We start from the raw sequence: 22229 nt of genomic DNA, 5'->3' as shown, positions 1-22229 counted from the left end.
GGCGAACAGGACGGGGCTATCGTGGTTAGGTTAGCCTAAACAAAACCGCAGCCGATATCCCTCCGGAGACCGCACTTGTCAACCGCGCAGCGCACCCGGGACCAGGCCCGGCCCACCCCGGCAGGTCTGGACCCCGCAAGGGGCCCGAGCGAACCGGCGCCGCGATCGCGCACCGCCCGCAGGGTCTCCGGCCTCCTCGTCCTCACCGGCGCCCTCTGCGCCCTCGCCGTCCTCAGCGTCGCCGTGGGCTCGCGCGCCATGGGCCTGGGGGAGGTGTGGGACGGCCTCGCCGACCCCGCCTCGGACGCCTACCCCGTCGTCACCGAGCTGCGCCTGCCGCGCACCGTCCTCGGCCTCGCCGCCGGGGCCGCCCTCGGCCTGGCCGGGGCGCTCATGCAGGCCATGACCCGCAACCCCCTCGCCGACCCCGGGCTCCTCGGCGTCAACACCGGCGCCGCGGTCGCCGTCGTCACCGCCTCGTACTTCATCGGCTCCTTCGGCTTCCTCGGCACCATCTCCTTCGCCTTCGTCGGCGCCGCGGTCGCGGCCGTGGCCTGCTACCTCATCGCCGGGGCGGCCTCGGCGACCCCCGCCCGGCTCGCGCTGGCGGGCGCCGCGGTCACCGCCGCCGGATACGCCTACGTCTCGGCGATCCAGCTCATGGACGCGGCCACCCTCGACCAGATGCGGTTCTGGTCGGTCGGCTCCCTCGTCAACGCCCACGTCGCCCCGATGCTCCCGGTGGTGCTCCTCATCGCCGTCGCGAGCGCCGCCGGGGTGCTCCTGGCCCGGCCGCTGAACGCCCTCGCGCTCGGGGACGCGACCGCCACGGGCCTCGGCGTCGACCCGCGCGTGCTGCGGGTCGCGGGCATCGCGGTCATCACCATCCTGGCCGGGACCGCCACGGCGGTGTGCGGCCCGATCGTCTTCGTCGGCCTCGTCGTCCCGCACGTGGTCCGGTCCTTCACCGGCCCCGACCAGCACTGGGTCCTGCCCTACTCGGCCCTGGCGGGCGCGGCGTTCCTGGTCGCGGCCGACGTCCTCGGCCGCGTGATCGCCCGGCCCGGCGAGGTCCAGGTCGGCATCGTCTGCGCCGTCTTCGGCGGCCCGTTCTTCCTCTACCTCGTCAGCCGCAGGAAGGTGGCCCGCCTGTGACCGCAGCGACCGCCCCGCACGCCGAGGGCGCCGGGCGGGCCACGGCCCTGCGCCTCGGCGGCCTCTCCGTCCGCGTCCGCCACCGCACCCTCCTGGCGGTCCTCGGCTCCCTCGCCGCCCTGGCCGCGGTCGCCCTGTGGTCGGCCGCGACCGGCTCGACCGCGCTGGGCCTCGAACGGGTCTGGGACGCGCTGACCGGCCAGGGCACCAAGGGCGACGAGTTCATCCTCTGGGAGCTGCGCCTGCCGCGCCTGGCCACGGGCATCGCCGTCGGCGCCTGCATGGGCCTGTCCGGGGCCCTGTTCCAGAACCTCACCCGCAACCCCCTCGGCAGCCCCGACATCCTCGGCCTGACCCAGGGGGCGACCTCGGGCGCGCTGGTCGCGATCATCCTGACGGCCTCCTCCCTCCAGCTCACCACCGTGTTCGCCGCGGCCGGCGCCCTCGCGACCGGCCTGCTCATCTGGGCGCTCACGCGCGGCGGCGACCCGTCCGGCTACCGGCTCGTGCTCGTCGGCATCGGCGTCGCCGCGATCCTCGCGGGCGTCAACGGCTACCTGCTCACCCGCACCTCCATCGTGGACGCCTTCCGTGCGGTCTACTGGCTCACCGGCGACCTCTCGGGCCGCGACTGGGACCAGGCCGGGGCCGTCGCGATCGTGCTCGCCGCCGGCATCGCGGTCGTCGCGGTCCTCTCCCGGAGCCTGGACGCGCTGCGCCTGGGCGAGGCCACCGCGACCGGTCTCGGCGTCCGCGTCGGTGCCTCGCGCATGATTGCCCTGGTCACCGCCTCGATCCTCACCGCCGGGGCCGTCGCCGTGGCCGGTCCGCTCGCATTCGTGGCGCTCGCCGCCCCGCACATCGCCGCCCGGCTCACCGGCTCGACCCGGAGCCTCCTGTGCTCAGGTGCGATCGGCGCCCTCATCGTCACCGCCGCGGACATGATCGCCGTGGCGGGCATCGGCGAACGCCAGCTGCCCACCGGCGTCGTCACCGGCGTCCTCGGCGGCGTCTACCTCATCTGGCTGCTCATCGCCCAACGCAAGAAAGGGGTCATGTAGTGACCGCTAGTCCGCTGGCCGCGCAGGACGCGACGATCGGGTACGGCCGCGTCGCCATCAGCGAGGGCCTGAACGTCGACATCCCCGAAGGGGAGTTCACGGTCATCCTGGGGCCCAACGCGTGCGGCAAGTCGACCCTGCTGAAGGCCCTGGCCCGGATGCTCAAGCCCTCCGCCGGGCGGGTCCTGCTCGACGGCAAGGACATCCACTCGCAGCCCACGCGGGCCGTGGCCCGCCGGCTCGGCCTGCTCCCGCAGTCGCCGATCGCCCCCGACGGCATCACCGTCGCCGACCTCGTCGCGCGCGGGCGCTACCCGCACCAGGGCATCCTGCGGCAGTGGTCGCCCGAGGACGAGCGCGTCGTCGCGGAGGTCATGGCCGCCACCGACATCACGGAGCTGGCCGCGCGCGGCGTGGACGAGCTCTCCGGCGGCCAGCGCCAGCGCGTGTGGATCGCGATGGTCCTGGCCCAGCAGACCCCGCTGCTGCTGCTCGACGAGCCGACGACCTACCTCGACATCACGCACCAGATCGAGGTCCTCGACCTGTGCGCGAAGCTCCACCGCGAGGGCCGCACCCTCGTGGCGGTCCTCCACGACCTCAACCAGGCCGCCCGCTACGCCACGCACCTCATCGCCATGCGCGACGGCGCGGTGGTCGCCGAGGGCGCCCCGGCCGACATCGTCACCGCCGAGACCGTGCGGGAGGTCTTCGACCTGCCGTGCCGGATCATCGCCGATCCCGAGTCGGGGACGCCGCTGGTCATCCCGAGCGCTCGCGCGAGGGACCTTGTGTAAGAGTCCGAGCGCTCGCGCGAGGGACTTTGTGTAGAGCCCGGGTGCTCGCGCGAGGGACCTTGTGTAAGAGTCCGAGCGCTCGCGCGAGGGACTTGGCGTAGAGCCCGGGCACTCGCGCGAGGGACCTTGTGTAAGAGTCCGAGCGCTCGCGCGAGGGACTTGGCGTAGAGCCCGGGCACTCGCGCGAGGGTCTTGGTGTAGAGCCCGGGCGCTCGCGCGAAGGACCCGACGGCATCGAGCCCGACCGCGGTCTGCGATGCGGCGCTCGACGCGCGGAATCGGGCGCCCCGGCCCGGCCCGAGGGGCGCGTTCGCGGCCCCGCGCCGTCACTCCAGGTGCGCGACCGGCAGGCGCACCTCGATCGTCGTCCCCTGCCCCGCTTCGGACTCGAGCCTGATCTCGCCGCCGTGGGCGGCGACGATCGAGGAGACGATGGCGAGCCCGAGCCCGGAGCCGCCGGTGGCGCGCGAGCGCGACGGGTCGGCCCGGTAGAACCGGTCGAAGACCTTCTGCCGGTGCTCCTCGGGGATGCCGGGGCCGTGGTCGGCCACGCGCACGACGGCCCAGCCCCGCTCCTCGGCCACCGAGACGTCGATGGCCGTGCCCGCGGGCGTGTGGACGCGGGCGTTGGTCAGCAGGTTCACCAGCACCTGCCGCAGCTGGCCCTCGTTGGCGACCACCGTGACCGCCTGGGCCGCTTCGAGCCCCACGGGGTGCGTGTCGTCGGCGACCTCGGCGTCGTCCACGGCGTCCCGGGCGAGCTGGGCGACCTCCACCAGTTCGCGGTCGCCGCCGACCTCCTCGTCGAGGCGCGACAGGACCATGAGGTCGTCCACGAGCTTGGCCAGCCGCGCGTTCTCGGAGCCGATCCGGTCCATGGCCCGGTCGAGCTTCTCGCCCTCGGCGGCCGCGCCGGACTGGTAGAGCTGCACGTAGCCGCCGATCGCGGTCAGCGGGGTCCGCAGTTCGTGCCCGGCGTCGGCCACGAACTGGCGCAGGCGCCCGTGCTGGCGGTCGCGCTGGGCGATCGCGTCGGTCAGGCGCGAGACCATCCGGTTGAGCGCCGAGGAGAGCCGCCCCATCTCGGTGCGCGGGTCGGCGGCGGTGATGCGGTGGCCCAGGTGCCCGGCCGCGACGGTCTCGGCGTCGGCGACCATGTGGTCGACCACGTGCAGGCCCCGGCGGGTGATGACCCACGCCGCGAGGATGCCGAGGGCGGCGACGACGAACCCGGTGATGACGACGGTGCGCGTCAGGGTCGAGATCGAGGCGCGGACCTCGACGAGGGGGGCGGCGACGGCGAAGGTGTAGGTCTCGCCGGTGTTGGTGTTGACGAAGTCCTGGGCGTAGACGCGGTAGGTCATCGAGCCGTCGACGGACTCCACGTTCGAGAACTCGCCCACCGCCGGGGCGGTGTCGATGTCGGGCAGCGGGTACGGGGAGCTGGCGATGCCCGCCTGGAGCTTCTCGACGACGGTGCCCTCGCTGTCGAACAGCAGCATCGCGTAGGGGGAGGCGAGTTCGGGCCGGCCGGTGTCGCCGGAGTCCGAGCGCTGGAACGACTGGGTCCAGATGGTGAGGTTGTCCTTGTTGGCGACCTTCTGGAGCTGCTCGTCGACCTGCGCGGTGAGCTTGTCGGAGACGGCCCGGACCGTCACGAAGCCGATGATCGCGACGGCCACGATGAGCAGGACCGCCATGGCCGCGGCGATCTTCGTCCTGATGGCCATCGGCTAGGCCTGCGGGGGCCGGAGCATGTAGCCGACGCCCCTGACGGTGTGCACGAGCCGCGGGCCGAGCTTGTCGAGCTTGCGGCGCAGGTAGAACACGTAGGTCTCGGCCAGGCTCGACTCGGTCTCGAAGTCGTAGCCCCACACCTGCTTGAGCAGTTCCGACTTGGAGACCACGCGCCCGGCGTTCGCCGCCAGGTAGCGCAGCAGCCGGAACTCGGTGGGGGAGAGGTCGACGGTCTTGCCGCCGCGGGTCACCTGGTGCGCGGCGAGGTCGAGGACGAGGTCGGCGACCGCGACGGTGTCGGCGCCGCGCGAGGACGCCGCCTCGCGGCCGATGGTCCGGCGCAGGACCGCCGAGACGCGCAGGCTGAGCTCCTCGAGCCGGAAGGGCTTCATGAGGTAGTCGTCGCCGCCGGCGCCGAAGCCGTCCCGCAGGTCGTCGGGGGCGGTGCGGGCGGTGAGGAAGATGATCGGGGTCGCGTCGCCGGAGGCGCGCATCCGGTCGGCCACGCCGAAGCCGTCCAGGCCCGGCATGTTGACGTCGAGGATGACCAGGTCGGGGCGGTCCGACTCGACCGCGGCGATCGCCTCGGTGCCCGAGCGGGCGGCGGTGACCTCGTAGCCCTGGAAGGAGAGCGCTTCGACCAGCAGGTCGGCCAGGCTCTCCTCGTCGTCGACGACGAGGAGGCGCGCCGGGGACCCGTCGCCCCGGAGCGGCACCGCAGGCGGTGTGGCCCCGGCAGGCCCGCTGGTCGAAGTCATCCACCGCTCCTAAGTACTCGTGGCGTCCGCGATCGGTTGCCCGGCCAGCCTATTTCACCGTTTGCGCCGCTGAAAGGGTTCGCGGCCGTTTCCACGGGAGTTCTGGACGCGCTCTCAGCCGACGTTCAGCAACCGGGCCGCGTGTCGGTCCCGGTGGGCCTTCCCCCGGAAGTTACTCACTAGTAGTATTCGGGGGGACATCGATCACATGGAGGCAGAGCAATGGCGCCAGCCGACGGCACTCACCAAGACCACCCCCTGCACGGCCGGGCCGCGTTCGTCACCGGCGCGAGCCGGGGCATCGGCGCGGCCATCGCCGTCGCGCTCGGCGCGGCCGGCGCCAAGGTCGCGCTGTTCGCCAAGACCGGCGAACCCCACCCCAAGCTGCCCGGGACCCTCTACGAGACGGCGAAGGCCGTCGAGGAGGCCGGGGGCGAGGCGCTCCCGATCGTCGGCGACCTGCGCGACGCCGACGCCGTCGGCGAGGCGGTCGACTCGGCGGCGGCCGCGTTCGGCGGGCTCGACGCCTGCGTCAACAACGCCTCCGCGCTCGACCTCACCGGCATCGGCGAGCTGAGCCTGAAGAAGTTCGACCTCATCGCGGGCGTCAACCTGCGCGGCACCTTCGCCGCAGTCAGCGCCGCCCTCCCGCACCTGCGCGGCTCCGACCACGCCCACCTGCTGACGATCAGCCCGCCGCTGAACACGAACCCCGAGTGGTTCGCCGGCGGCCCGTACACCGCCACCAAGTACGGCATGACGATCATGACCCTCGGGGCGGCCCAGACCGAGCCGGGCGTCGGCGCGAACTGCCTGTGGCCCAAGACCACCATCGCCACCGCCGCCGTCGAGTTCGCCCTCGGCGGGCAGCCCATGCTCGACCGCAGCCGCAAGCCCTCGATCGTGGCCGACGCCGCGCTGGCGGTCCTCGCCCGCGACCCGAACACGTACACCGGCAACGCGGTCCTGGTCGAGGACCTCCTCGCCGAGGAGGGCGTCACCGACCTGGACGGCTACGCGGTCGTCCCGGGCCAGACCGACTTCCAGCCCGACATCTACGTCGACTGAGCCTCCGCAGGACCGGGTTCAGCCCCTGAAGTCCTCGTCGGTCATCCGCTCCAGGCGGGCGGCCTCCTCCGCGCGGCGCTCCCGCACCTGCTTGGGGACCCCGGCGACGACGACGGCCGCGAGGCCGGCGAGGACCACCGCGATCACCAGCGGCGTCACGCTCCAGCCGGTGGGGCGGGTCTCGAACTCGCCGAGCTCGGCGCACGCGCCCAGCACGGTCTCGCCGTCCGCGTCGGTCGTCTCGCACAGCGCCGACGGGCTGACCCGCTCGCCCTCGTAGTAGAGGACCCGCTCCTCGCCGGGGAGCGCCGTGATGAACAGGACCACCGCGAGGGCCAGCGTCACCGCCGCCGTGAACACGGCGACGGCGGGCGTGTCGGGGATCGCGAAGCGCCGCCGGCCCCGTCCGGGCCGGCGGTCCCCGGGCCTCATCGAATCGAAGGCCATCACGGGCCCCTTTCACTCGGTGCGGCGGCCGCGGCCGCCGCACCGATGCTACTGCCGGCCCCGGCCCGGGGGCGCCGTCCGGAGGGCCCGCGCGGGACGGCCCTCACGCGATGAGGTGGACGTCCCCGAACTCGTGCCAGAGGTACCGCGCCTCGATCGCGGCCGTGTACGACTCGCGCAGCAGGCCGGTGTCGCAGACCGCCTCGAGCATCGACAGGTGCGTCGACCGAGGCTCGTGGAAGCCCGTGAGCAGGCCGTCCACGACCTGGACGGGGTCGGCGGGGGAGACGATCCGGCCGGTGTGGCCCGAGGCCGCGGCGACCTCGCCGTCGGCGACGGCGCTCTCCAGCGCCCGCACCGCCGTCGTGCCGACGGCGATCACCCGGCCCCCGGCGGCCTTGGCCGCGCCCACCGCCCTGGCCGTGAACTCGCCGACCTCGAACCACTCCGGGTAGGGGTCCTCGTCGCTCTCGAGCGACGCCACCCCGGTGTGCAGGGTGATCGGCGCGACCCCCACGCCCGCCGAGACCAGCCGGGTCACGATCTCGGGCGTGAACGGCCTCGCGGCGCTCGGCATCTCGGCCGAGCCGGGGACCGTGGCGAACGCGGTCTGGTAGGCGCCGATCGGCCAGTCGCGGTCGACGTAGGAGTAGCGGATCGGCCTGCCGTGCCGCGCCAGGTAGTCCGGCACGGACGCGAGCTTCGGGCGCGTCACCCACAGCCGCTTCCCGTACCGCCGCTCCAGGTGCAGCTCGACGCCGCCGGGCAGGTCCACGATCCGGCCGGGCACCTCGCCCAGGTAGGGCCGGTCGCGGTCGCGCAGCTCCACCAGCCACGACCCGTCCGGCCGCGTGGAGGAGAAGTGCACCCGCCACCCCTGGCGGGTCGGGACCGCCGCGGGCATCGTCGCCGAGTTGTTGACCACGAGCAGGTCGCCCGGGCGCACCAGCGCCGGGAGGTCGTCGAAGCGGTGGTGCCCGATCGCGCCGGTCGCCTTGTCGGTCACCAGCATCCGCACGTCCGAGCGGGAGGCGCCGCGGGCCTCGGCGGGCCGGTCCGCCTCCAGGGCGGCGTCGAGCGCGAACGCGAACGGGGAGGTCAAGGTGGTGCTCATTCGTGCGCCTCGATTCCGGCGTAGTCGCTCGCGGCGAACCGGCCGCTCGGGGGCGCGTCGCGGTCGCAGGCGCACCAGCGGAACCCGATGGCGCGCGCGATCCGCTCGGCGGCCTCGCCCGGCGGGTCCGCCTCGGCCGCGTCCGCCTCGCCGACCGCGGCGGCGAGCATCGCGGTCGACATCTCGCCGGGGTCGACGGCCCAGACCGCGACGGACGGCTCCTCCGCCCCGAGCACATTGGACATCTGGTCGAGGGCGGCCTTCGACGCGCCGTAGACGCCCCAGGTCGGGTACGGCCCGGTCGCCGCGTCCGAGGTGACGTTGAGGATCGCGCCGCCCCGCTCCCGCAGCTGCGGCAGCGCCAGCTGCGCCAGGTGCATCGGGGCGCGCATGTTCAGCTCGAACGCCTCGGGCCAGGTCTCGGGGTCCGACTCGGCCAGCGTCGGCAGCGGCACCTCGCCCAGCGTCGAGGCGTTGTTGACCAGCAGGTCGAGCCGGCCCCGGGCCAGTGCGACCAGCCGCTCGCGGTGCGCCGGATCGTAGGCCAGGTCCCCGGCCAGGTACGTCGCGCCGAGCCGGTCGGCGGTCTTCGCCAGGCGCTCCTCGCCGCGGGCGGCGAGGATCAGGCGCCAGCCGCGGGCGGCGAGCCGCTCGGCGAGGGCCTCGCCGAGCCCGGTGGAGGCCCCGGTGATCAGTGCGGTGCGGTTCTCGAAATCGCTCATGGGGGCCACGCTATGGCCGCCTAAGGCCTCCCGCATCGGGCTGAGGTCGCGGTGGGCGCGGGTCCGGAGGTCCTAAGACCAGCGACCGAGGGCCGGCGGGCGCGGACTCGACTAGATTGGCACCGTGACCGCCTCCCACTCGACCGATCCCTGCCGGGAGCCCATGGCGCTGCTGCGCGAGGTCTCGGAGGCCGTCGGCGCGATCACCCGCCACCTGTCCGTGCACCAGGTGCTCGAGGTGATCGTCTCCTCGGCCCGGCGCCTGGCCGGCGCCGACTACGCCGCCATCGGCATCCCCGACGACGAGGGCGGCTTCGCCGAGTTCATCACCGACGGCATCGGCGAGGAGCGGCGCCTGAAGATCGGCCCGCTCCCGCGCCAGCACGGCATGCTCGCCGCGATCCTCGAGGAGACCGGGCCGATCCTCCTCGACGACCTGCGCCGCGACCCGCGCTACCGGTGGTGGCCCAAGGCCCATCCGGCCATGGCCGCCCTCCTGGGCGTGCCCATCCGCGACGGCGACCGCACCCTCGGCATCGTCGTCCTCACCAACGACCTCGGCAGGCCCGGCTTCTCCGAGTCCGACACCGACCTCATCGAACTGCTCGCCTCCCACGCGGCCATCGCGATCACCAACGCGCGCCTGTACGAGCGCAGCCGCGAGCTCACCGTCGTGGAGGAGCGCAACCGGCTCGCCCGCGAACTCCACGACGCGGTCATGCAGCGGCTGTTCTCCCTGCGCCTCTCGGCGCGAGCCGCCCGCAAGCTCGTGGACACCGACCCCGAGGCGGCCGCCGCGCGTCTCGGCGAGGTCGAGACCCTCGCGGCCGACGCGATCGGCGAACTGCGCGGCGTCATCGTCGAGCTGCGGCCCGCCGACCTCGACGCCCACGGCCTGGTCGAGACCCTCCGGCGCCACGCCACCCTCCTGGACCGCCTGCACGACACCGAGGTCGCCTTCGAGGTGCGCTCCCCGGTGGACCTCTCGCGCGACGGCGAGGTCGAGGTGCTCCGGCTCGTCCAGGAGGCCCTCGGCAACGCCTTCCGCCACGCCAGGGCGCGCCGCGTCGCCGTCACGGTCGCGACCGACCGCATCCGCATCGCCGACGACGGCGTCGGCTTCGACGCGGCCGAGGCCGCGACGCGCGGCCTCGGCCTGCTCTCGATGCGCGAACGCGCCAAGGCCCTCGGCGGCGACCTCGAACTGGCCACCGCCCCCGGCGAGGGCACGGTCGTGACCCTGCTGCTCGACAGTCCTTTTGAAGACGGCGCCCCCGAGAACGGCGCCCCCGAAGACGATGCTGCTGAAACCAGTGCCGCCGAAGGCGGCCCCCGCGACGGCGGCGCCGTCCGGGACGACACCGAGGAGGACGACCGTGGCTGACCCCATCCGCCTGCTGCTCGTCGACGACCACCCCGTGGTCCGCCGGGGCCTGCGCGGCTACCTCGAACTCGAGCCCGACTTCGCCGTGGTCGGCGAGGCCGGCGACGGCGAGGAGGCCCTGAAGGCGATCGCCGAGACCCGGCCCGACGTGGTCCTCCTCGACCTGAAGATGCCCGGCCTCGACGGCCAGGGCGTCCTCGACCGCCTCGGCGCCGGCGACGGCCCGAACGTCCTCGTCCTCACCTCGGCCGCCGACGCCGAGCGCGTCCCGGCCGCCATCGGCGCGGGCGCCGCGGGCTTCGTGTACAAGGACATCGACCCCGACGCGCTCGCGAGCGCGATCCGGACCGTCCACGCCGGACAGATGCTCCTCGCGCCGGTCGCCATGCGGGGCCTGATGAACGGCTCCACCGCACCGGCCGCCCCGTCGCTGACGCCGCGCGAGAACCAGGTCCTCGGCCTCATCGCGAAGGGCCAGACCAACCGCCAGATCGCCAGGGCCCTGGGAGTCTCGGAGAAGACCGTGAAGACCCACGTCACGAACCTCCTGCGCAGGATCGGCGCCGCCGACCGCACCCAGGCGGCGCTGTGGGCGGTCCGCCACGGCATCGGCTGAATCGCCGAGCGCGACCGTCTACTGAGTCCTCACCGAACGTGGCCGCATAAGATCACCATGTGCCACAACTGCATCAAAAATCCTTCAAACCCCTCGCCTCCCTCGCGCTCGCGGGGACCGCCTGCTCCTCCCCGCCGTTCCTCGACGAGACCGAGGCCTACGAGTTCGTCACCGGCGCCGCCGAGGCCACGCTCACCTTCACCCCCGCAGGGAACGTCGAGAACCTCGACGGCGGCGACTCCGTCTTCGCCGACACCCCCGAACCCACCGAACGCGCGCTGGTCTTCTAGCCCGCCGCACCCCCACGCCTCCGGGGCGGCGCCGCCCGGCGCCGCCCCGCACGCCCTCCCCTCGAGGACCGCCCATGCCCCGCACCGCCCCCTTCGCCGCGCTCCCGCTCCTCGCCGCCGTCGCCCTCGGCGCCGCCGGGAGCGCCGACGCGGACTCCTTCGCCCGCACCGCGCCGTACGAACTGCTCACCGACGTCGAGCCCGACCCCTGGTGCGACGACGGCGAAGACGCCTATGTGCTCGACACCGCCGCGGACCTGCGCGGCCCCCACTTCTCCCTCTCGCTCAGGTGCCTCTTCCAGGACGACGCGATCCCGCGGGACCTGGCGGCCTCCGACCCCGGCCTCGAGCACGTGGTGCCCGTCGAGGACGGCGCCGAGTTCCTCATCGCGCAGGTCGCGCGCCAGGCCGACTACACGTCCGAGCACGGGACCGACGCCGACCGGACCACCGCGTGGATCCAGGCCGGAGGCGAGCGCTTCGACCTCGCCGGGGTGCCGGCGGCGGGCCGGTACCTCGTCCTCAGCGTCCCCGTCGGCGAGGACGCGGTCTTGTGGGTGGAGGACACCGGACGCGCCCAGGGGCTCGACCTCCGCACCGGGGAGCAGGTCGACCCGGTCGGGGCGTACTACAGCGACCTGCTGCTCGGGACGATCGAGATTGACGGCTACGACACGGGGAAGGTCGAGGTCTACAACAGCCGCGGTTCGGGCCATGTCAGATGCCCTCAGGACAGCGTGTGGGCCCACCGGTTCGTCTGGCGCGAGGACCTGGGCTGGGCCGAGCCCGGCACGGTCTTCCTGGAGCTCAGATTCGGCTGGTGCGCCCGATCCGACGCGTTCACCTGGGAGCTCGACCGCGAGAGCGCGGTCACCGTCGACCGGGACGCGCCCCTCTCCTGGACCGCGACCGAGCTCGAAGGGGGCTGGGACCACCTCGCGCTCGTGTTCGCCGTACCCGAGGACGCCGACGCGATCACCGTCGACTTCACGCCGTACGGCGACATCGAGCATGTGGAGGCCGGCCCGGTCGCGTTCTCCGAGGAGCTGCCGAGCTTCACGTGGACCGCCGAGTTCTGAGGCGGGACCACTTGCGGCACCATGCACTGTCGGACCCCGCCGGAGTCGCGAGCGCACCTGCCGGCGCACCGGCGGCGCCGGGCCTCAGCGGTGCCGCTCCAGCAGCCCGGCGATGACCGCGGCGACCGCCTCCGGCCGCGTCATGAGCGAGAGGTGGTCGCCGTCGACGCGGTGGACGGGCCACCCCGACCGCTCCGCCTCGGCCGCCTCCTTGTCGTACGCCTCGCTGAGCCGCACGTAGGCGCACCACGGCGGCGGCCAGGCCTCGGGATCGGGGGCGGTCTCCGCGAAATACGACAGCGGCACGCGCGGCACCGACGCGGTGAACCGCTCGCGCTCGGCCTGGTCGGGGAGGAGCCCGGCGATCACGTCGGGCGGGAACCAGTCGGTCCACTTCGGCAGCCGTCCGCCCTCGGCGATCGACGCGAGGTGCTCGCGCAGCGCCGTCGGCGCGGTGTCCATCCAGGACCGGCCCGGATGGGGGAGCAGCGCGTCGACGAACACCGCTCCGACCGTCCTCGGCACCGCCTCGGCGATCGCCGGGAGCAGGGCCCCGGCCCCGCTGTGCGCGACCAGGACCGACGCCGCGGCATCCGCGGACTGCGCGGCGACCGCGGCCGCGACGGCCGCATGGTGCGGGCCGCCCTCCTCCAGCGCGGCCGTGAAGTCCGGCACCGCGACCCGGTGCCCGAGCGACCGCAGCACCGCCGCGGCCGGCTCCCACGCCCGAGGGCCGGTCAGGGGACTGTGCACGAGCACGAGCAGGGGTTCGTCCATGCGTCCATTCTGGTCCGGCCGATCACGGCCCCGCCCCGCGGGCTCGGTCCGGCCGGACCGAGCGGCGGACCGCCCCGCCGCCGAGGCCCCTCGGCCGCGCCGCACGCGCTCACCGCGGCCGACGCGACGAAAGCGCCCGCCGGCGCGTCGGCGTCGGCGGGCGCTTCCGCGGTCCTCAGTTGACGTCGGCAGGGTCGCCGCCCTGGCGGCGGCCGGTGTCGAGGGCGTCGACGGCGGCGAGCTCGTCGTCGGTCAGCGCGAAGTCGAGCACCTCCCAGTTCTCGCGGATGCGCGCGGGCGTCACCGACTTGGGGATGACCACGTTGCCGCGCTGGAGGTTCCAGCGGAGCACCACCTGCGCCGGGGTGCGCCCCTGCGCCTCGGCGACCGCCCGCACCGCGGCCTCCTCGAACAGCCCCTCGCCGCGCAGGCCCAGCGGCCCCCACGACTCGGTGACGACGCCGTGCTCGTCGTGGTAGGCCCGCAGCTCGGGCTGGCTGAAGTACGGGTGCAGCTCGACCTGGTTGACCTCGGGCACGGTCCCGGTCTCGGCCTGGACCCGCGTCAGGTGCTCGACGGTGAAGTTCGAGACGCCCGCGGAGCGGATGAGGCCCTCGGACCGGGCGTCGACCAGGGCCCGCCAGGACTCGACGTACCGGTCGACCTCGGGGCGCGGCCAGTGCAGCAGGTACAGGTCGAGGTAGTCGGTGCCCAGGCGCTCCAGGGACTCCTCGAGGTTGCGGCGGACCTCGTCGTAGCCGTGGTCCCAGACCTTGCTGGTCAGGAAGAGCTCCTCGCGCTTGAGGCCCGAGCCGTTGATGGCCCGGCCGACGCCGACCTCGTTCTGGTAGCCGACCGCGGTGTCGATCAGGCGGTACCCCGTGTCGAGGGCGGCGGTGACGGCGGCGGCCGCTTCGGCGTCGTCGATGCGGAAGGTCCCGTACCCGTAGCGGGGGATCTCGGCGCCGCCGGTCAGGGTGATGGTGGTGCTCAGTTCGCTCATGGGCGCGAGCCTACTCAGCCGGAAGGCGATTGCCCAGCACGACGCGGCGAACGGACTTTCCGAAACAGCAAGTCATGACTTGACGCCATGGAAAGTCGTCTGCTAGGCTTTCCGTCATGGAAAGTCAGTTGGATCCGCAAGCCGCCCGCGCCGCCCTCGACGCCGTCGACCAATCCCGTTCGGACATGGCCGACCGCCTCGTCGCCCCCTGGTGGTACCACCCGCTCCTCGGCGTCCTCGTCGGCGGACTCGTGACCGTCGCGACCGCCGACATCCCCTTCCAGGCGCTGCTCGGCGTGATCGCGGTCTACGCCGCGGGCCTCGCCGCCCTGATAGCCGCCTACCGCCGCAAGGCCCGCGTGTGGGTCGGTTTCTGGGACGGCGGCCCCAAGACCCGCCGCAGCGCCGGCCTCCTCTTCGCGCTGCTGCTCGTGATCCTGGTGGCCGGCGCGACCGTCAGCATGGGCGCGGAGATCACGTGGACCGCCCCGGTCACCGGCCTCGTCGTCGCCGTGACCATGACCTTGTGGGGCCGGCGCCTCGACGCGATCGCGCGAGCCGAGGCCCACGGGGCGTCATGAGCGCCGAGTCGAAGTTCGACGAGATCATCCACGCCCCCAACCGGTTGCGGATCTCCTCGATGCTCTCGGCCGTGAGCGAGGTCGAGTTCGCCGCCCTGCGCGACGCGCTCGGCGTCAGCGACTCGGTCCTCAGCAAGCAGTTGAAGACCCTCGAGGACGCGGGGTACGTCAAGGTCCGCAAGTCCCCGTTCGAAGGGCGGACCCGAACCTGGGCCGCCCTCACCCCCGCGGGGAGGAGCGCCTTCGCCGGGCACGTCGCCGAACTGCGGCGCCTCGCCGAAGGCGTCGGCCCGACGTGAAGCGGGGGCCCGCCCCGGGCTCCCGCTCCTTCAGCGCTCGTCGCTCCCCGGGTCGATGCCCTGGCGCCGACCGGTCTCCAGCGCGTCGATCGCCTCCATCTCCGCCTCGGACAGCGCGAAGTCGAACACGGCGAAGTTCTCGGCGATCCGGGACGCCCTGGAGGACTTCGGGATCACGATGCAGCCGTTCTGCATGTGCCAGCGGATGACCACCTGGCCGGGGCTCTTGCCGTGCGCCTCGGCCGCGGCGGTGACTGCGGGCTCCTCCAGGACCGAGCCCGTGCGCTGGCCCAGCGGCCCCCACGACTCGGTCGCGATGCCGCGCTCGGCCTGCCAGGCGCGCAGCTCGGGCTGGTTGAAGTACGGGTGGAGCTCGACCTGGTTCACCGAGGGCCACTCGCCGGTGGCCTCGCGGACGCGCTCCAGGTGCTCGGGCAGGAAGTTCGAGACCCCGGCCGAGCGGATGAGGCCCTCGTCCCTGGCCTTGAGCAGGGCCTGGAAGGTCTCGGCGTACAGGCCCTGCTTGGGGGAGGGCCAGTGGATGAGGTACAGGTCGAGGTAGTCGGTGCCCAGGCGCTCCAGGGACGCCTCGAGCGCGGCGCGCGCCGCGTCGGCGCCGTGGTGGTCGTTCCAGAGCTTCGTGGTGAGGAAGACCTCCTCGCGCGGGAGGCCCGAGCCGGCGATCGCGCGCCCGACGCCGACCTCGTTGCCGTACATCTCGGCGGTGTCGACCAGCCGGTAGCCGGTCGCCAGGGCGGTCTCGACCGCCTCCTGGGCCTCGTCGTCGCCGACCTTGTAGGTGCCGTAGCCGATGCGCGGCATGACCACGCCGTCATGGAGCCGGACCGGTGCGCTGAGATCAGTCATGCCCGCGATGGTAACCGCGGCGGCCGCCGCGAAGGCCCGGAACGCGCTGTTCGATTCGTAACCCCGCCGGGGGACCCCTGAACTCAAACCTATCCGGCGGGTCCGACGCGCGTCCGGGCCCGCGAAGCCGCTTACGGGCCGATGCGCAGCGCATTACGATCGGCGTCGACCATGATCCGCGCGAGCTCGTCCCAGTGGACGCGCGCCTTCCAGCCGATCTCCCGCTCGATCTTGGCGGGGTCGCCCACCAGCTCCGGGACCTCGGCCGGGCGCTCGTAGCGGTCGTCGTGCTCGACGTGGTCGCGCCAGTCGAGCCCGGCGTGCGCGAAGGCGGCCTCGGCGAAGTCGCGCACCGTGGCGGCCCGGCCGGTCGCGATCACGTAGTCGACCGGCTCGTCGTGCTGGAGCATCCGCCACATGGCCTCGGTGTACTCCGGCGCGTAGCCCCAGTCGCGCACCGCGTCCAGGTTCCCCAGGTACACCTTCTTCTCCAGCCCCGCCGCGATCCGGGCCGCGGCCCGCGTGATCTTGCGGGTCACGAAGGTCTCGCCGCGCCGGGGGCTCTCGTGGTTGAAGGCGATCCCGCTGGCGGCGAACATCCCGTACGACTCCCGGTAGTTCACCGTCGCCCAGTGCGCGAAGAGCTTCGCGACCCCGTACGGGCTGCGCGGGTGGAACGCCGTGGACTCGTGCTGCGGCGGCGCGGCCGTGCCGAACATCTCCGAGGTCGACGCCTGGTAGATCCGCGCCTCGATCCCGCTGGCGCGCACCGCCTCCAGGAGCCGGATCGCCCCGAGCGCGGTGACGTTCGCCGTGTAGTCGGGCAGGTCGAAGCTGACCCTGACGTGGCTCTGGGCGGCGAGGTTGTAGATCTCGTCGGGCCGGATGTCCCGGATGAGGTTGACCAGCAGCCCCGCGTCGGTGACGTCCCCCTTGTGCAGGAACAGCCGCCGCTCCGTCTCGTGCGGGTCCTGGTAGATCATGTCCAGCCGGGAGGTGTTCGCGATCAGCGACGAGGTGTGCCGGACGATCCCGTGGACCTGGTAGCCCTTCGCCAGCAGCAGCTCGGCCAGGTACGAGCCGTCCTGGCCGCTGATGCCGGTGATCAGGGCGGTCCTGCCCGTCGTGTCGCTCAAAACTCCGCCTTCCGGTCCGGGGTGCGCCCAGTCTAGTGGCAGCCCCGGGTCCGCCCGCCCGTGCGACGGCGGTCCGCTCGCGGCCTCCCCGCCGGGCGCCTCCGGTCGCTAGGATGTGAGCCATCGCCCGCAGCCGACGCGGCGCCGCCTACGAAAGCCGGTGATCGTCTTGCCAGTGACGACAGTGGACCTCGCGATCATCGGCGCGGGCCCGACCGGCCTGTTCGCCGCCTACTACGCGGGCTTCCGCGGCCTCGCCACCGCCGTCCTCGACACCCTCCCCGAGGCGGGCGGCCAGATCACCGCCATGTACCCCGAGAAGCAGATCTTCGACGTCGCCGGGTTCCCCTCGATCAAGGGACGCGACCTGGTCGACAACCTCCTGCGCCAGGCCGCCCCGTTCGAACCGGCGTACCTGCTCGGCCACCAGGCGCAGCGCCTCGAGCACCGCGACGGGAAACCGGTCCTCGAGCTCTCCGGCGGCCTGCGCCTGGAGACCCAGGCCGTGCTCATCACCGGCGGCCTCGGCTCCTTCGCGCCCCGGCCCCTGCCCGCCGCCGCGGACTTCCACGGCGCGGGCATCGTCTACTTCGTCCCCGAGCTGGCCGCCCACGCGGGCCAGGACGTCGTCATCGTCGGCGGCGGCGACTCCGCCTTCGACTGGGCCCTCGCCCTGCACGGCGTCGCCCGCAGCACCACGATCGTCCACCGCCGCGACAAGTTCCGCGCCCACCGGGGGACCGTCGACCGCGTCAAGGCGCTCGGCACCGACATCGTCGTCAACGCCCAGGTCACCGCCGTCCACGGCACCGAGCGCGTCACCGGCGTCGCCGTCGACGTCAAGGACGAGGGGCCGCGGGAGCTCCCGGCCGACGCCGTCGTCGCCGCGCTCGGCTTCACCGCCGACCTCGGGCCGCTGGGGGAGTGGGGCCTGGAGCTCGACCGCCGCACCATCGCCGTGGACCCCACGATGGCCACCAACCTGCCGCGCGTCTACGCCGCCGGGGACATCGCCGCCTACCCCGGCAAGGTCAAGCTCATCGCCACCGGCTTCGGCGAGGCCGCGACCGCCGTCAACAACGCCGCGGTCGCCATCGACCCCGGCGCCCACCTCTTCCCCGGGCACTCCAGCGAGAATCCATAAATCCTTGCGGCACAAGGAGAATGCTCATTCCATAAAGCGCATACGCGACTTACCGGCGGGTATGACGCCATGGCCTCCAGCGGCAGTCCTAATATTCGGGGATGCTTGCCATGACCGTCGCCGACGGCAGCCTCACCGCAGCCCAGGTGCCCGAACCCGCGACCGGCCCCGATGAAGTGCTCATCGAGGTCGCCGCCGCCGGCGTCAACCGCGCCGACCTCCTCCAAGTCGCCGGCCACTACCCCAGTCCGCCCGGGGCGCCCGCCTGGCCCGGCCTCGAAGTCTCCGGCACCATCGTCAACGTCGGCTCCGACGACAACGCGGCCCTCCTCAACGCCGAGGTCTGCGCCCTCCTGCCCGGCGGCGGTTACGCCCAGTACGTCGCCGTCGACGCCGGACTCGTCCTGCCCAAACCGGAGAACGTCGACCTCGTCGACGCCGCCGGACTCCCCGAAGCGGCCGCCACCGTCTACTCCAACATCGGCTACCTGCTGCGCGAGAACGCCGCCGGCAAGCGCCGCGTCCTCGTCCACGGCGGCGCCGGCGGCATCGGCACCTTCGCGGTCCAGTTCGCCCGCAAGCTCGCCGGCGCCGAGACCTGGACGACCGCCCGGAGCGACTGGGCCGAGAAGCTCCAGGCCCTCGGGACCGACCGCGTCGTCGACTACCGCAATGAGGACTTCGCCGCGCTCGCCATGGAGGCGGGCGGCGCCGACGCGATCCTCGACGTCATCGGCGCGGCCTACTTCGAACCCAACCTCAAGGCCCTCGCCCAGGACGGCCGCCTCGCGATCATCGGCCTCCAGCAAGGCAACGCCGCCCAGATCCACCTCGGCGGCCTGCTCGCCAAGCGCGCCACGATCACCGGCACCACCCTGCGGGCCCGCCCGCTGGAGCAGCGCCGCCAGATCCTCGCAGAGGTCTTCGAGCACGTCTGGCCCGCGCTCGACGCGGGGGAGATCGAACCGGTCGTCACCACCCGGATCCCGCTCCAGGAGGCGGCCGAGGCCCACAAGCGCATGGCCGCGGGCGGCAACTTCGGCAAGATCGTCCTCACCGCCAAATAGCCCAGGTCATCTCGTACGCAGTACGTCGTACTGCGTACGACCGAATGGCGCACGGTGAAACGGCGGAAAAATCCTCGTACGCAGTACGTCATGCCTTGTACGGCGTACTGTGCACGGTCGATGCGATCAGGCCGCTCGCCGGGCTCGGGCCGCCGGTCCCGGATGGTCGGACCCCTCGGGCATTGTTGAACCGGGGGCGCCTCCCGGTGCCCGATTTGCGAAGACCCTCCGAGACACGCCCGCCGCCGTCCCCGTAGGGACGGCGGCGGGGCGCCTGCGCCTCACTTCTCGCAGCAGCCGTGGCAGCAGTCCTGGCCGCCGCAACGGCACGCGTCGTCGTTGCAGCAGTTGCAGCACTCGTCGGTGTTCATCCGTACTCACCTCCCGCCGTTCCATCAGGGGGACACCAGTTCCGGGGCAGCGGCGGGTCGCAGGTCCCCGCCTCGACCGCCCGGAGCATCGACGTCAGCTGGTCCCGCAGCCCCTCGAGCCGCGCGATCTCGGCCCCCACCTCGCCGATGCGCCGCTCCAGGTGCTGCTCGGCCGGCTCGCACGGGCATTCGCCCGTGTCCCGCACCGCCAGCAGGTCCCCGATGTCGGCCAGCCGCAGCCCGGCCCGCTGGCAGTCGCGGATGAACCGCGCCCGGTCGAGCGCCTCGGGCCCGTACCGGCGGTACCCGGCCGGGCTGCGCTCGGGAGCGGGGAAGATCCCCTCGCGCTCCCAGTGGCGGAGGGCGTCGGAGGAGACGCCGACTTCCCCGGCGAGCCTCCCGACGGTCCAGAAACCGATCGTCGCTGTCATGGAACGACCGTAAACCTTGGTCCCGGGTCCAAGGTCAAGCCCGAATCCGAAGGATTCCCCAACGCGGCTCACGCCGCACTCAACGCGTTCGACCCCCCCTCCGCACGGCGACTAGCATGGACCCGAACGTCAACCACCGGCTTCCGGCCGGATCACGCGAATGAGGAGAGCCGTGGCTTCCGCAGCACCGAATCAGAGTCCAGGCGTCGTCGAACCCCTCTGGGTGACGGCTGGCACTACCGGTGCCGACGCGGTGGCCGCCGCCGGCCTCCCCGTGAGCGGACCGAACGCGATCGTCGTGGTCCGCGACGCCGAAGGACAGCTCCGCGACCTGTCCTGGTCCCCCGAGGCCGACGCCAAGGTCGAGCCCGTCCCGCTGAACAGCCCGGACGGCCTCAACGTCATGCGCCACTCCGCCGCGCACGTCATGGCCCAGGCCGTCCAGGAGCTCCACGAGGCCAAGCTCGGCATCGGCCCGCCGATCACCGACGGCTTCTACTACGACTTCGACGTCGCCGAGCCGTTCAACCCCGACGACCTCAAGGCCGTCGAGAAGCGCATGCTCCAGATCATCAAGCAGGGGCAGACCTTCCACCGCCGCAGGTTCGCGTCCCTCGACGAGGCCCGCGCCGAGCTCGCGAACGAGCCCTACAAGCTCGAGCTCATCGAGACCAAGGGCGAGGGCACCGACGCCGACGAGGTCATGGAGGTCGGCGGCGGCGAGCTCACCGCCTACGACAACCGCGACCGCACCGGCGAGAAGGTCTGGTCCGACCTGTGCCGGGGTCCGCACCTGCCCTCGACCAAGCTCATCGGCGCCGTCAAGCTCATGCGCTCGGCCGCCGCGTACTGGATGGGCTCGGAGAAGAACCCGCAGCTCCAGCGCATCTACGGCACCGCGTGGCCCACCGTCCAGGAGCAGAAGGACCACCTCGCGCGCCTCGCCGAGGCCGAGAAGCGCGACCACCGCAGGCTCGGCCAGCAGCTCGACCTGTTCTCCTTCCCCGACGAGCTGGGCCCGGGCCTGCCGGTGTTCCACCCCAAGGGCGGCATCATCCGCCACGAGATGGAGTCCTACCTGCGCGAACGCCAGCGCAAGGCCGGATACGAGCTGGTGAACACCCCGCACATCACCAAGGAGAACCTGTTCCTCACCTCGGGGCACCTGCCCCACTACAACGAGGGCATGTTCCCCCCCATGGAGCTCGAGGGCGCCGACTACTACCTCAAGGCCATGAACTGCCCGATGCACAACCTGATCTTCCGCTCGCGGGGGCGCTCCTACCGGGAGCTGCCGCTGCGCCTGTCGGAGTTCGGGACCGTGTACCGCTACGAGAAGTCCGGCGTGGTCCAGGGCCTCACCCGCGTCCGCGGCCTGACCCAGGACGACGCGCACATCTACTGCACCCAGGAGCAGGCGCCCGACGAGATCCGGAGCCTGCTGGAGTTCGTGCTCGAGCTGCTGAGCGACTACGGCCTGAGCGACTTCTACCTGGAGCTGTCGACCAAGGGCGACTCCGACAAGTTCATCGGCGACGACGCCCAGTGGGAGGAGGCGACCGCGACCCTGCGGCAGGTCGCCGAGGCCTCGGGGCTCGACCTCGTCCCCGACCCGGGCGGCGCGGCCTTCTACGGGCCGAAGATCTCCGTCCAGGCCAAGGACGCGATCGGCCGGACCTGGCAGATGTCGACCATCCAGCTCGACTTCAACCAGCCCGCGCGCTTCAACCTGGAGTACTCGGCGGCCGACGGCACCCGCAAGCAGCCGGTCATGATCCACCGGGCGCTGTTCGGCTCGATCGAGCGGTTCTTCGGGGTCCTGACCGAGCACTACGCGGGCGCGTTCCCGGCCTGGCTCGCGCCGGTCCAGGCCGTCGGCATCCCGGTGCGCGACGAGAACGCCGACTACCTGGAGGCGTTCTGCGGGAGGCTGCGCGAGGCGGGCATCCGCGCCGAGGTCGACCACTCGGACGACCGGATGCAGAAGAAGGTCCGCAACGCCCAGCTCCAGAAGATCCCGTTCATGGTCATCGCGGGCGACGACGACCAGAACGCGGGCACCGTGTCCTTCCGCTACCGGGACGGCAGCCAGCGCAACGGCGTCCCCGCGGACGAGGCGGTCGCCCACGTCGTCGAGATCGTCACCTCGAGAGTCAACGAAGGCCCCTCGGCCGCGGCCGAGGAGTAGCCATCGGCCTCGGGGGGTGGTCCGGCTTCGCCGGACCGCCCCCCGACGCGTTCGGGACCCGTTCGGGTTCGGGGAGGCCGCAGGCCTTCCGCCGTTCGGGGTCGCCCGCACCGTCCGCGACCGTGAAGGAAGCCGGT

General features: G+C 72.9%; 23 protein-coding genes. 13 read left to right on the top strand and 10 right to left on the bottom strand.

Annotated elements, in window-relative coordinates; translation table 11 throughout:
* Positions 1-75: 75 nt before the first annotated feature.
* The 3 genes from LO763_RS06780 to LO763_RS06770 are packed head-to-tail and all read left to right on the top strand — an operon-like array spanning position 76 to position 3013.
* Positions 76-1155: a FecCD family ABC transporter permease gene (locus LO763_RS06780; protein ID WP_230601202.1), complete on the top strand. Its 1080-nt coding sequence runs from the start codon at positions 76-78 to the stop codon at positions 1153-1155.
* On the top strand, positions 1152-2216 hold the full coding sequence (locus LO763_RS06775; protein WP_230601201.1) for a FecCD family ABC transporter permease: 1065 nt from the start codon (positions 1152-1154) through the stop codon (positions 2214-2216). Before LO763_RS06780 ends, LO763_RS06775 begins: the two co-directional genes overlap by 4 nt.
* Complete coding sequence (locus LO763_RS06770) at positions 2216-3013, top strand: ABC transporter ATP-binding protein (RefSeq protein WP_230601200.1); 798 nt, start codon at positions 2216-2218, stop codon at positions 3011-3013. Before LO763_RS06775 ends, LO763_RS06770 begins: the two co-directional genes overlap by 1 nt.
* Positions 3014-3339: 326 nt before the next feature.
* Here LO763_RS06770 and LO763_RS06765 read toward each other — a convergent pair whose 3' ends face one another.
* Together LO763_RS06765 and LO763_RS06760 are read right to left on the bottom strand one after the other, a co-directional pair.
* Positions 3340-4743: a sensor histidine kinase gene (locus tag LO763_RS06765; RefSeq protein ID WP_230601199.1), complete on the bottom strand. Its 1404-nt coding sequence runs from the start codon at positions 4741-4743 to the stop codon at positions 3340-3342.
* A gap of 3 nt (positions 4744-4746) precedes the next feature.
* Entirely contained in the window at positions 4747-5508 is a 762-nt protein-coding gene (locus LO763_RS06760) for a response regulator transcription factor (RefSeq protein ID WP_230601198.1), read from the bottom strand.
* Positions 5509-5730: 222 nt separating this feature from the next.
* Here LO763_RS06760 and LO763_RS06755 point away from each other — a divergent pair, with 222 nt between their 5' ends.
* Positions 5731-6576, top strand: a complete 846-nt coding sequence (locus LO763_RS06755) for an SDR family oxidoreductase (RefSeq protein WP_230601197.1) — start codon at positions 5731-5733, stop codon at positions 6574-6576.
* Between the two features lie 18 nt (positions 6577-6594).
* On the opposite strand, the gene LO763_RS06750 is transcribed toward LO763_RS06755, so the two are convergent.
* From LO763_RS06750 to LO763_RS06740, 3 genes are all read right to left on the bottom strand, one after another.
* Positions 6595-7023 carry a hypothetical protein gene (locus LO763_RS06750; protein ID WP_230601196.1) on the bottom strand — a complete coding sequence of 143 codons (429 nt, stop codon included), beginning with the start codon at positions 7021-7023 and terminating at the stop codon, positions 6595-6597.
* A gap of 103 nt (positions 7024-7126) precedes the next feature.
* Entirely contained in the window at positions 7127-8137 is a 1011-nt protein-coding gene (locus LO763_RS06745; protein WP_230601195.1) for an S-adenosylmethionine:tRNA ribosyltransferase-isomerase, read from the bottom strand.
* Positions 8134-8859, bottom strand: a complete 726-nt coding sequence (locus LO763_RS06740) for an SDR family NAD(P)-dependent oxidoreductase (RefSeq protein WP_230601194.1) — start codon at positions 8857-8859, stop codon at positions 8134-8136. Before LO763_RS06740 ends, LO763_RS06745 begins: the two co-directional genes overlap by 4 nt.
* Before the next feature lie 124 nt (positions 8860-8983).
* Between LO763_RS06740 and LO763_RS06735 the strand changes: the two genes are divergently transcribed.
* The 4 genes from LO763_RS06735 to LO763_RS06720 all read left to right on the top strand — a co-directional run bounded on the left by LO763_RS06735 (position 8984) and on the right by LO763_RS06720 (position 12228).
* Positions 8984-10243: a GAF domain-containing sensor histidine kinase gene (locus tag LO763_RS06735; protein WP_230601193.1), complete on the top strand. Its 1260-nt coding sequence runs from the start codon at positions 8984-8986 to the stop codon at positions 10241-10243.
* Entirely contained in the window at positions 10236-10859 is a 624-nt protein-coding gene (locus LO763_RS06730; protein ID WP_230601192.1) for a response regulator, read from the top strand. Before LO763_RS06735 ends, LO763_RS06730 begins: the two co-directional genes overlap by 8 nt.
* A 59-nt stretch (positions 10860-10918) precedes the next feature.
* A complete protein-coding gene (locus LO763_RS06725) occupies positions 10919-11149 on the top strand; it encodes a hypothetical protein (protein ID WP_230601191.1) in 231 nt (76 codons plus the stop codon).
* Between the two features lie 74 nt (positions 11150-11223).
* Complete coding sequence (locus LO763_RS06720; protein ID WP_230601190.1) at positions 11224-12228, top strand: hypothetical protein; 1005 nt, start codon at positions 11224-11226, stop codon at positions 12226-12228.
* 84 nt (positions 12229-12312) lie between these two features.
* Here the strand turns inward: LO763_RS06720 and LO763_RS06715 are convergent, their stop codons facing one another.
* Together LO763_RS06715 and LO763_RS06710 are read right to left on the bottom strand one after the other, a co-directional pair.
* The gene (locus LO763_RS06715) at positions 12313-13005 is read right to left on the bottom strand and encodes an alpha/beta fold hydrolase (protein WP_230601189.1); all 693 of its coding nucleotides are present in this window, start codon (positions 13003-13005) and stop codon (positions 12313-12315) included.
* A gap of 175 nt (positions 13006-13180) precedes the next feature.
* The gene (locus LO763_RS06710; RefSeq protein WP_230601188.1) at positions 13181-14008 is read right to left on the bottom strand and encodes an aldo/keto reductase; all 828 of its coding nucleotides are present in this window, start codon (positions 14006-14008) and stop codon (positions 13181-13183) included.
* Positions 14009-14124: 116 nt separating this feature from the next.
* Here LO763_RS06710 and LO763_RS06705 point away from each other — a divergent pair, with 116 nt between their 5' ends.
* Both LO763_RS06705 and LO763_RS06700 read left to right on the top strand, forming a co-directional pair.
* Positions 14125-14589, top strand: a complete 465-nt coding sequence (locus tag LO763_RS06705; protein ID WP_230601187.1) for a hypothetical protein — start codon at positions 14125-14127, stop codon at positions 14587-14589.
* Positions 14586-14888, top strand: a complete 303-nt coding sequence (locus tag LO763_RS06700; RefSeq protein ID WP_230601186.1) for a winged helix-turn-helix domain-containing protein — start codon at positions 14586-14588, stop codon at positions 14886-14888. Before LO763_RS06705 ends, LO763_RS06700 begins: the two co-directional genes overlap by 4 nt.
* Positions 14889-14918: 30 nt before the next feature.
* On the opposite strand, the gene LO763_RS06695 is transcribed toward LO763_RS06700, so the two are convergent.
* Positions 14919-15755 (bottom strand): aldo/keto reductase, encoded by an 837-nt coding sequence (locus tag LO763_RS06695; protein WP_230601185.1) that lies wholly within the window; start codon positions 15753-15755, stop codon positions 14919-14921.
* 131 nt (positions 15756-15886) lie between these two features.
* A complete protein-coding gene (gmd, locus tag LO763_RS06690; protein ID WP_230601184.1) occupies positions 15887-16891 on the bottom strand; it encodes a GDP-mannose 4,6-dehydratase in 1005 nt (334 codons plus the stop codon).
* A 175-nt stretch (positions 16892-17066) separates the two neighbouring features.
* Between gmd and LO763_RS06685 the strand changes: the two genes are divergently transcribed.
* Together LO763_RS06685 and LO763_RS06680 are read left to right on the top strand one after the other, a co-directional pair.
* Positions 17067-18035, top strand: a complete 969-nt coding sequence (locus LO763_RS06685; protein ID WP_230601183.1) for an NAD(P)/FAD-dependent oxidoreductase — start codon at positions 17067-17069, stop codon at positions 18033-18035.
* Positions 18036-18136: 101 nt separating this feature from the next.
* Positions 18137-19102, top strand: a complete 966-nt coding sequence (locus LO763_RS06680; protein ID WP_230601182.1) for an NAD(P)H-quinone oxidoreductase — start codon at positions 18137-18139, stop codon at positions 19100-19102.
* 367 nt (positions 19103-19469) lie between these two features.
* Here LO763_RS06680 and LO763_RS06675 read toward each other — a convergent pair whose 3' ends face one another.
* Positions 19470-19904 carry a MerR family DNA-binding protein gene (locus LO763_RS06675; RefSeq protein WP_230601181.1) on the bottom strand — a complete coding sequence of 145 codons (435 nt, stop codon included), beginning with the start codon at positions 19902-19904 and terminating at the stop codon, positions 19470-19472.
* A gap of 160 nt (positions 19905-20064) precedes the next feature.
* Between LO763_RS06675 and thrS the strand changes: the two genes are divergently transcribed.
* Positions 20065-22092 carry a threonine--tRNA ligase gene (gene thrS, locus LO763_RS06670; protein ID WP_255671902.1) on the top strand — a complete coding sequence of 676 codons (2028 nt, stop codon included), beginning with the start codon at positions 20065-20067 and terminating at the stop codon, positions 22090-22092.
* Positions 22093-22229: the final 137 nt, after the last annotated feature.

Source organism: Glycomyces amatae, assembly GCF_020991375.1.
Classification (GTDB): domain Bacteria; phylum Actinomycetota; class Actinomycetes; order Mycobacteriales; family Micromonosporaceae; genus Glycomyces; species Glycomyces amatae.
The sequence above is the reverse complement of the archived record's forward strand: the minus strand, read 5'-3'. Positions and strand labels throughout refer to the sequence as shown.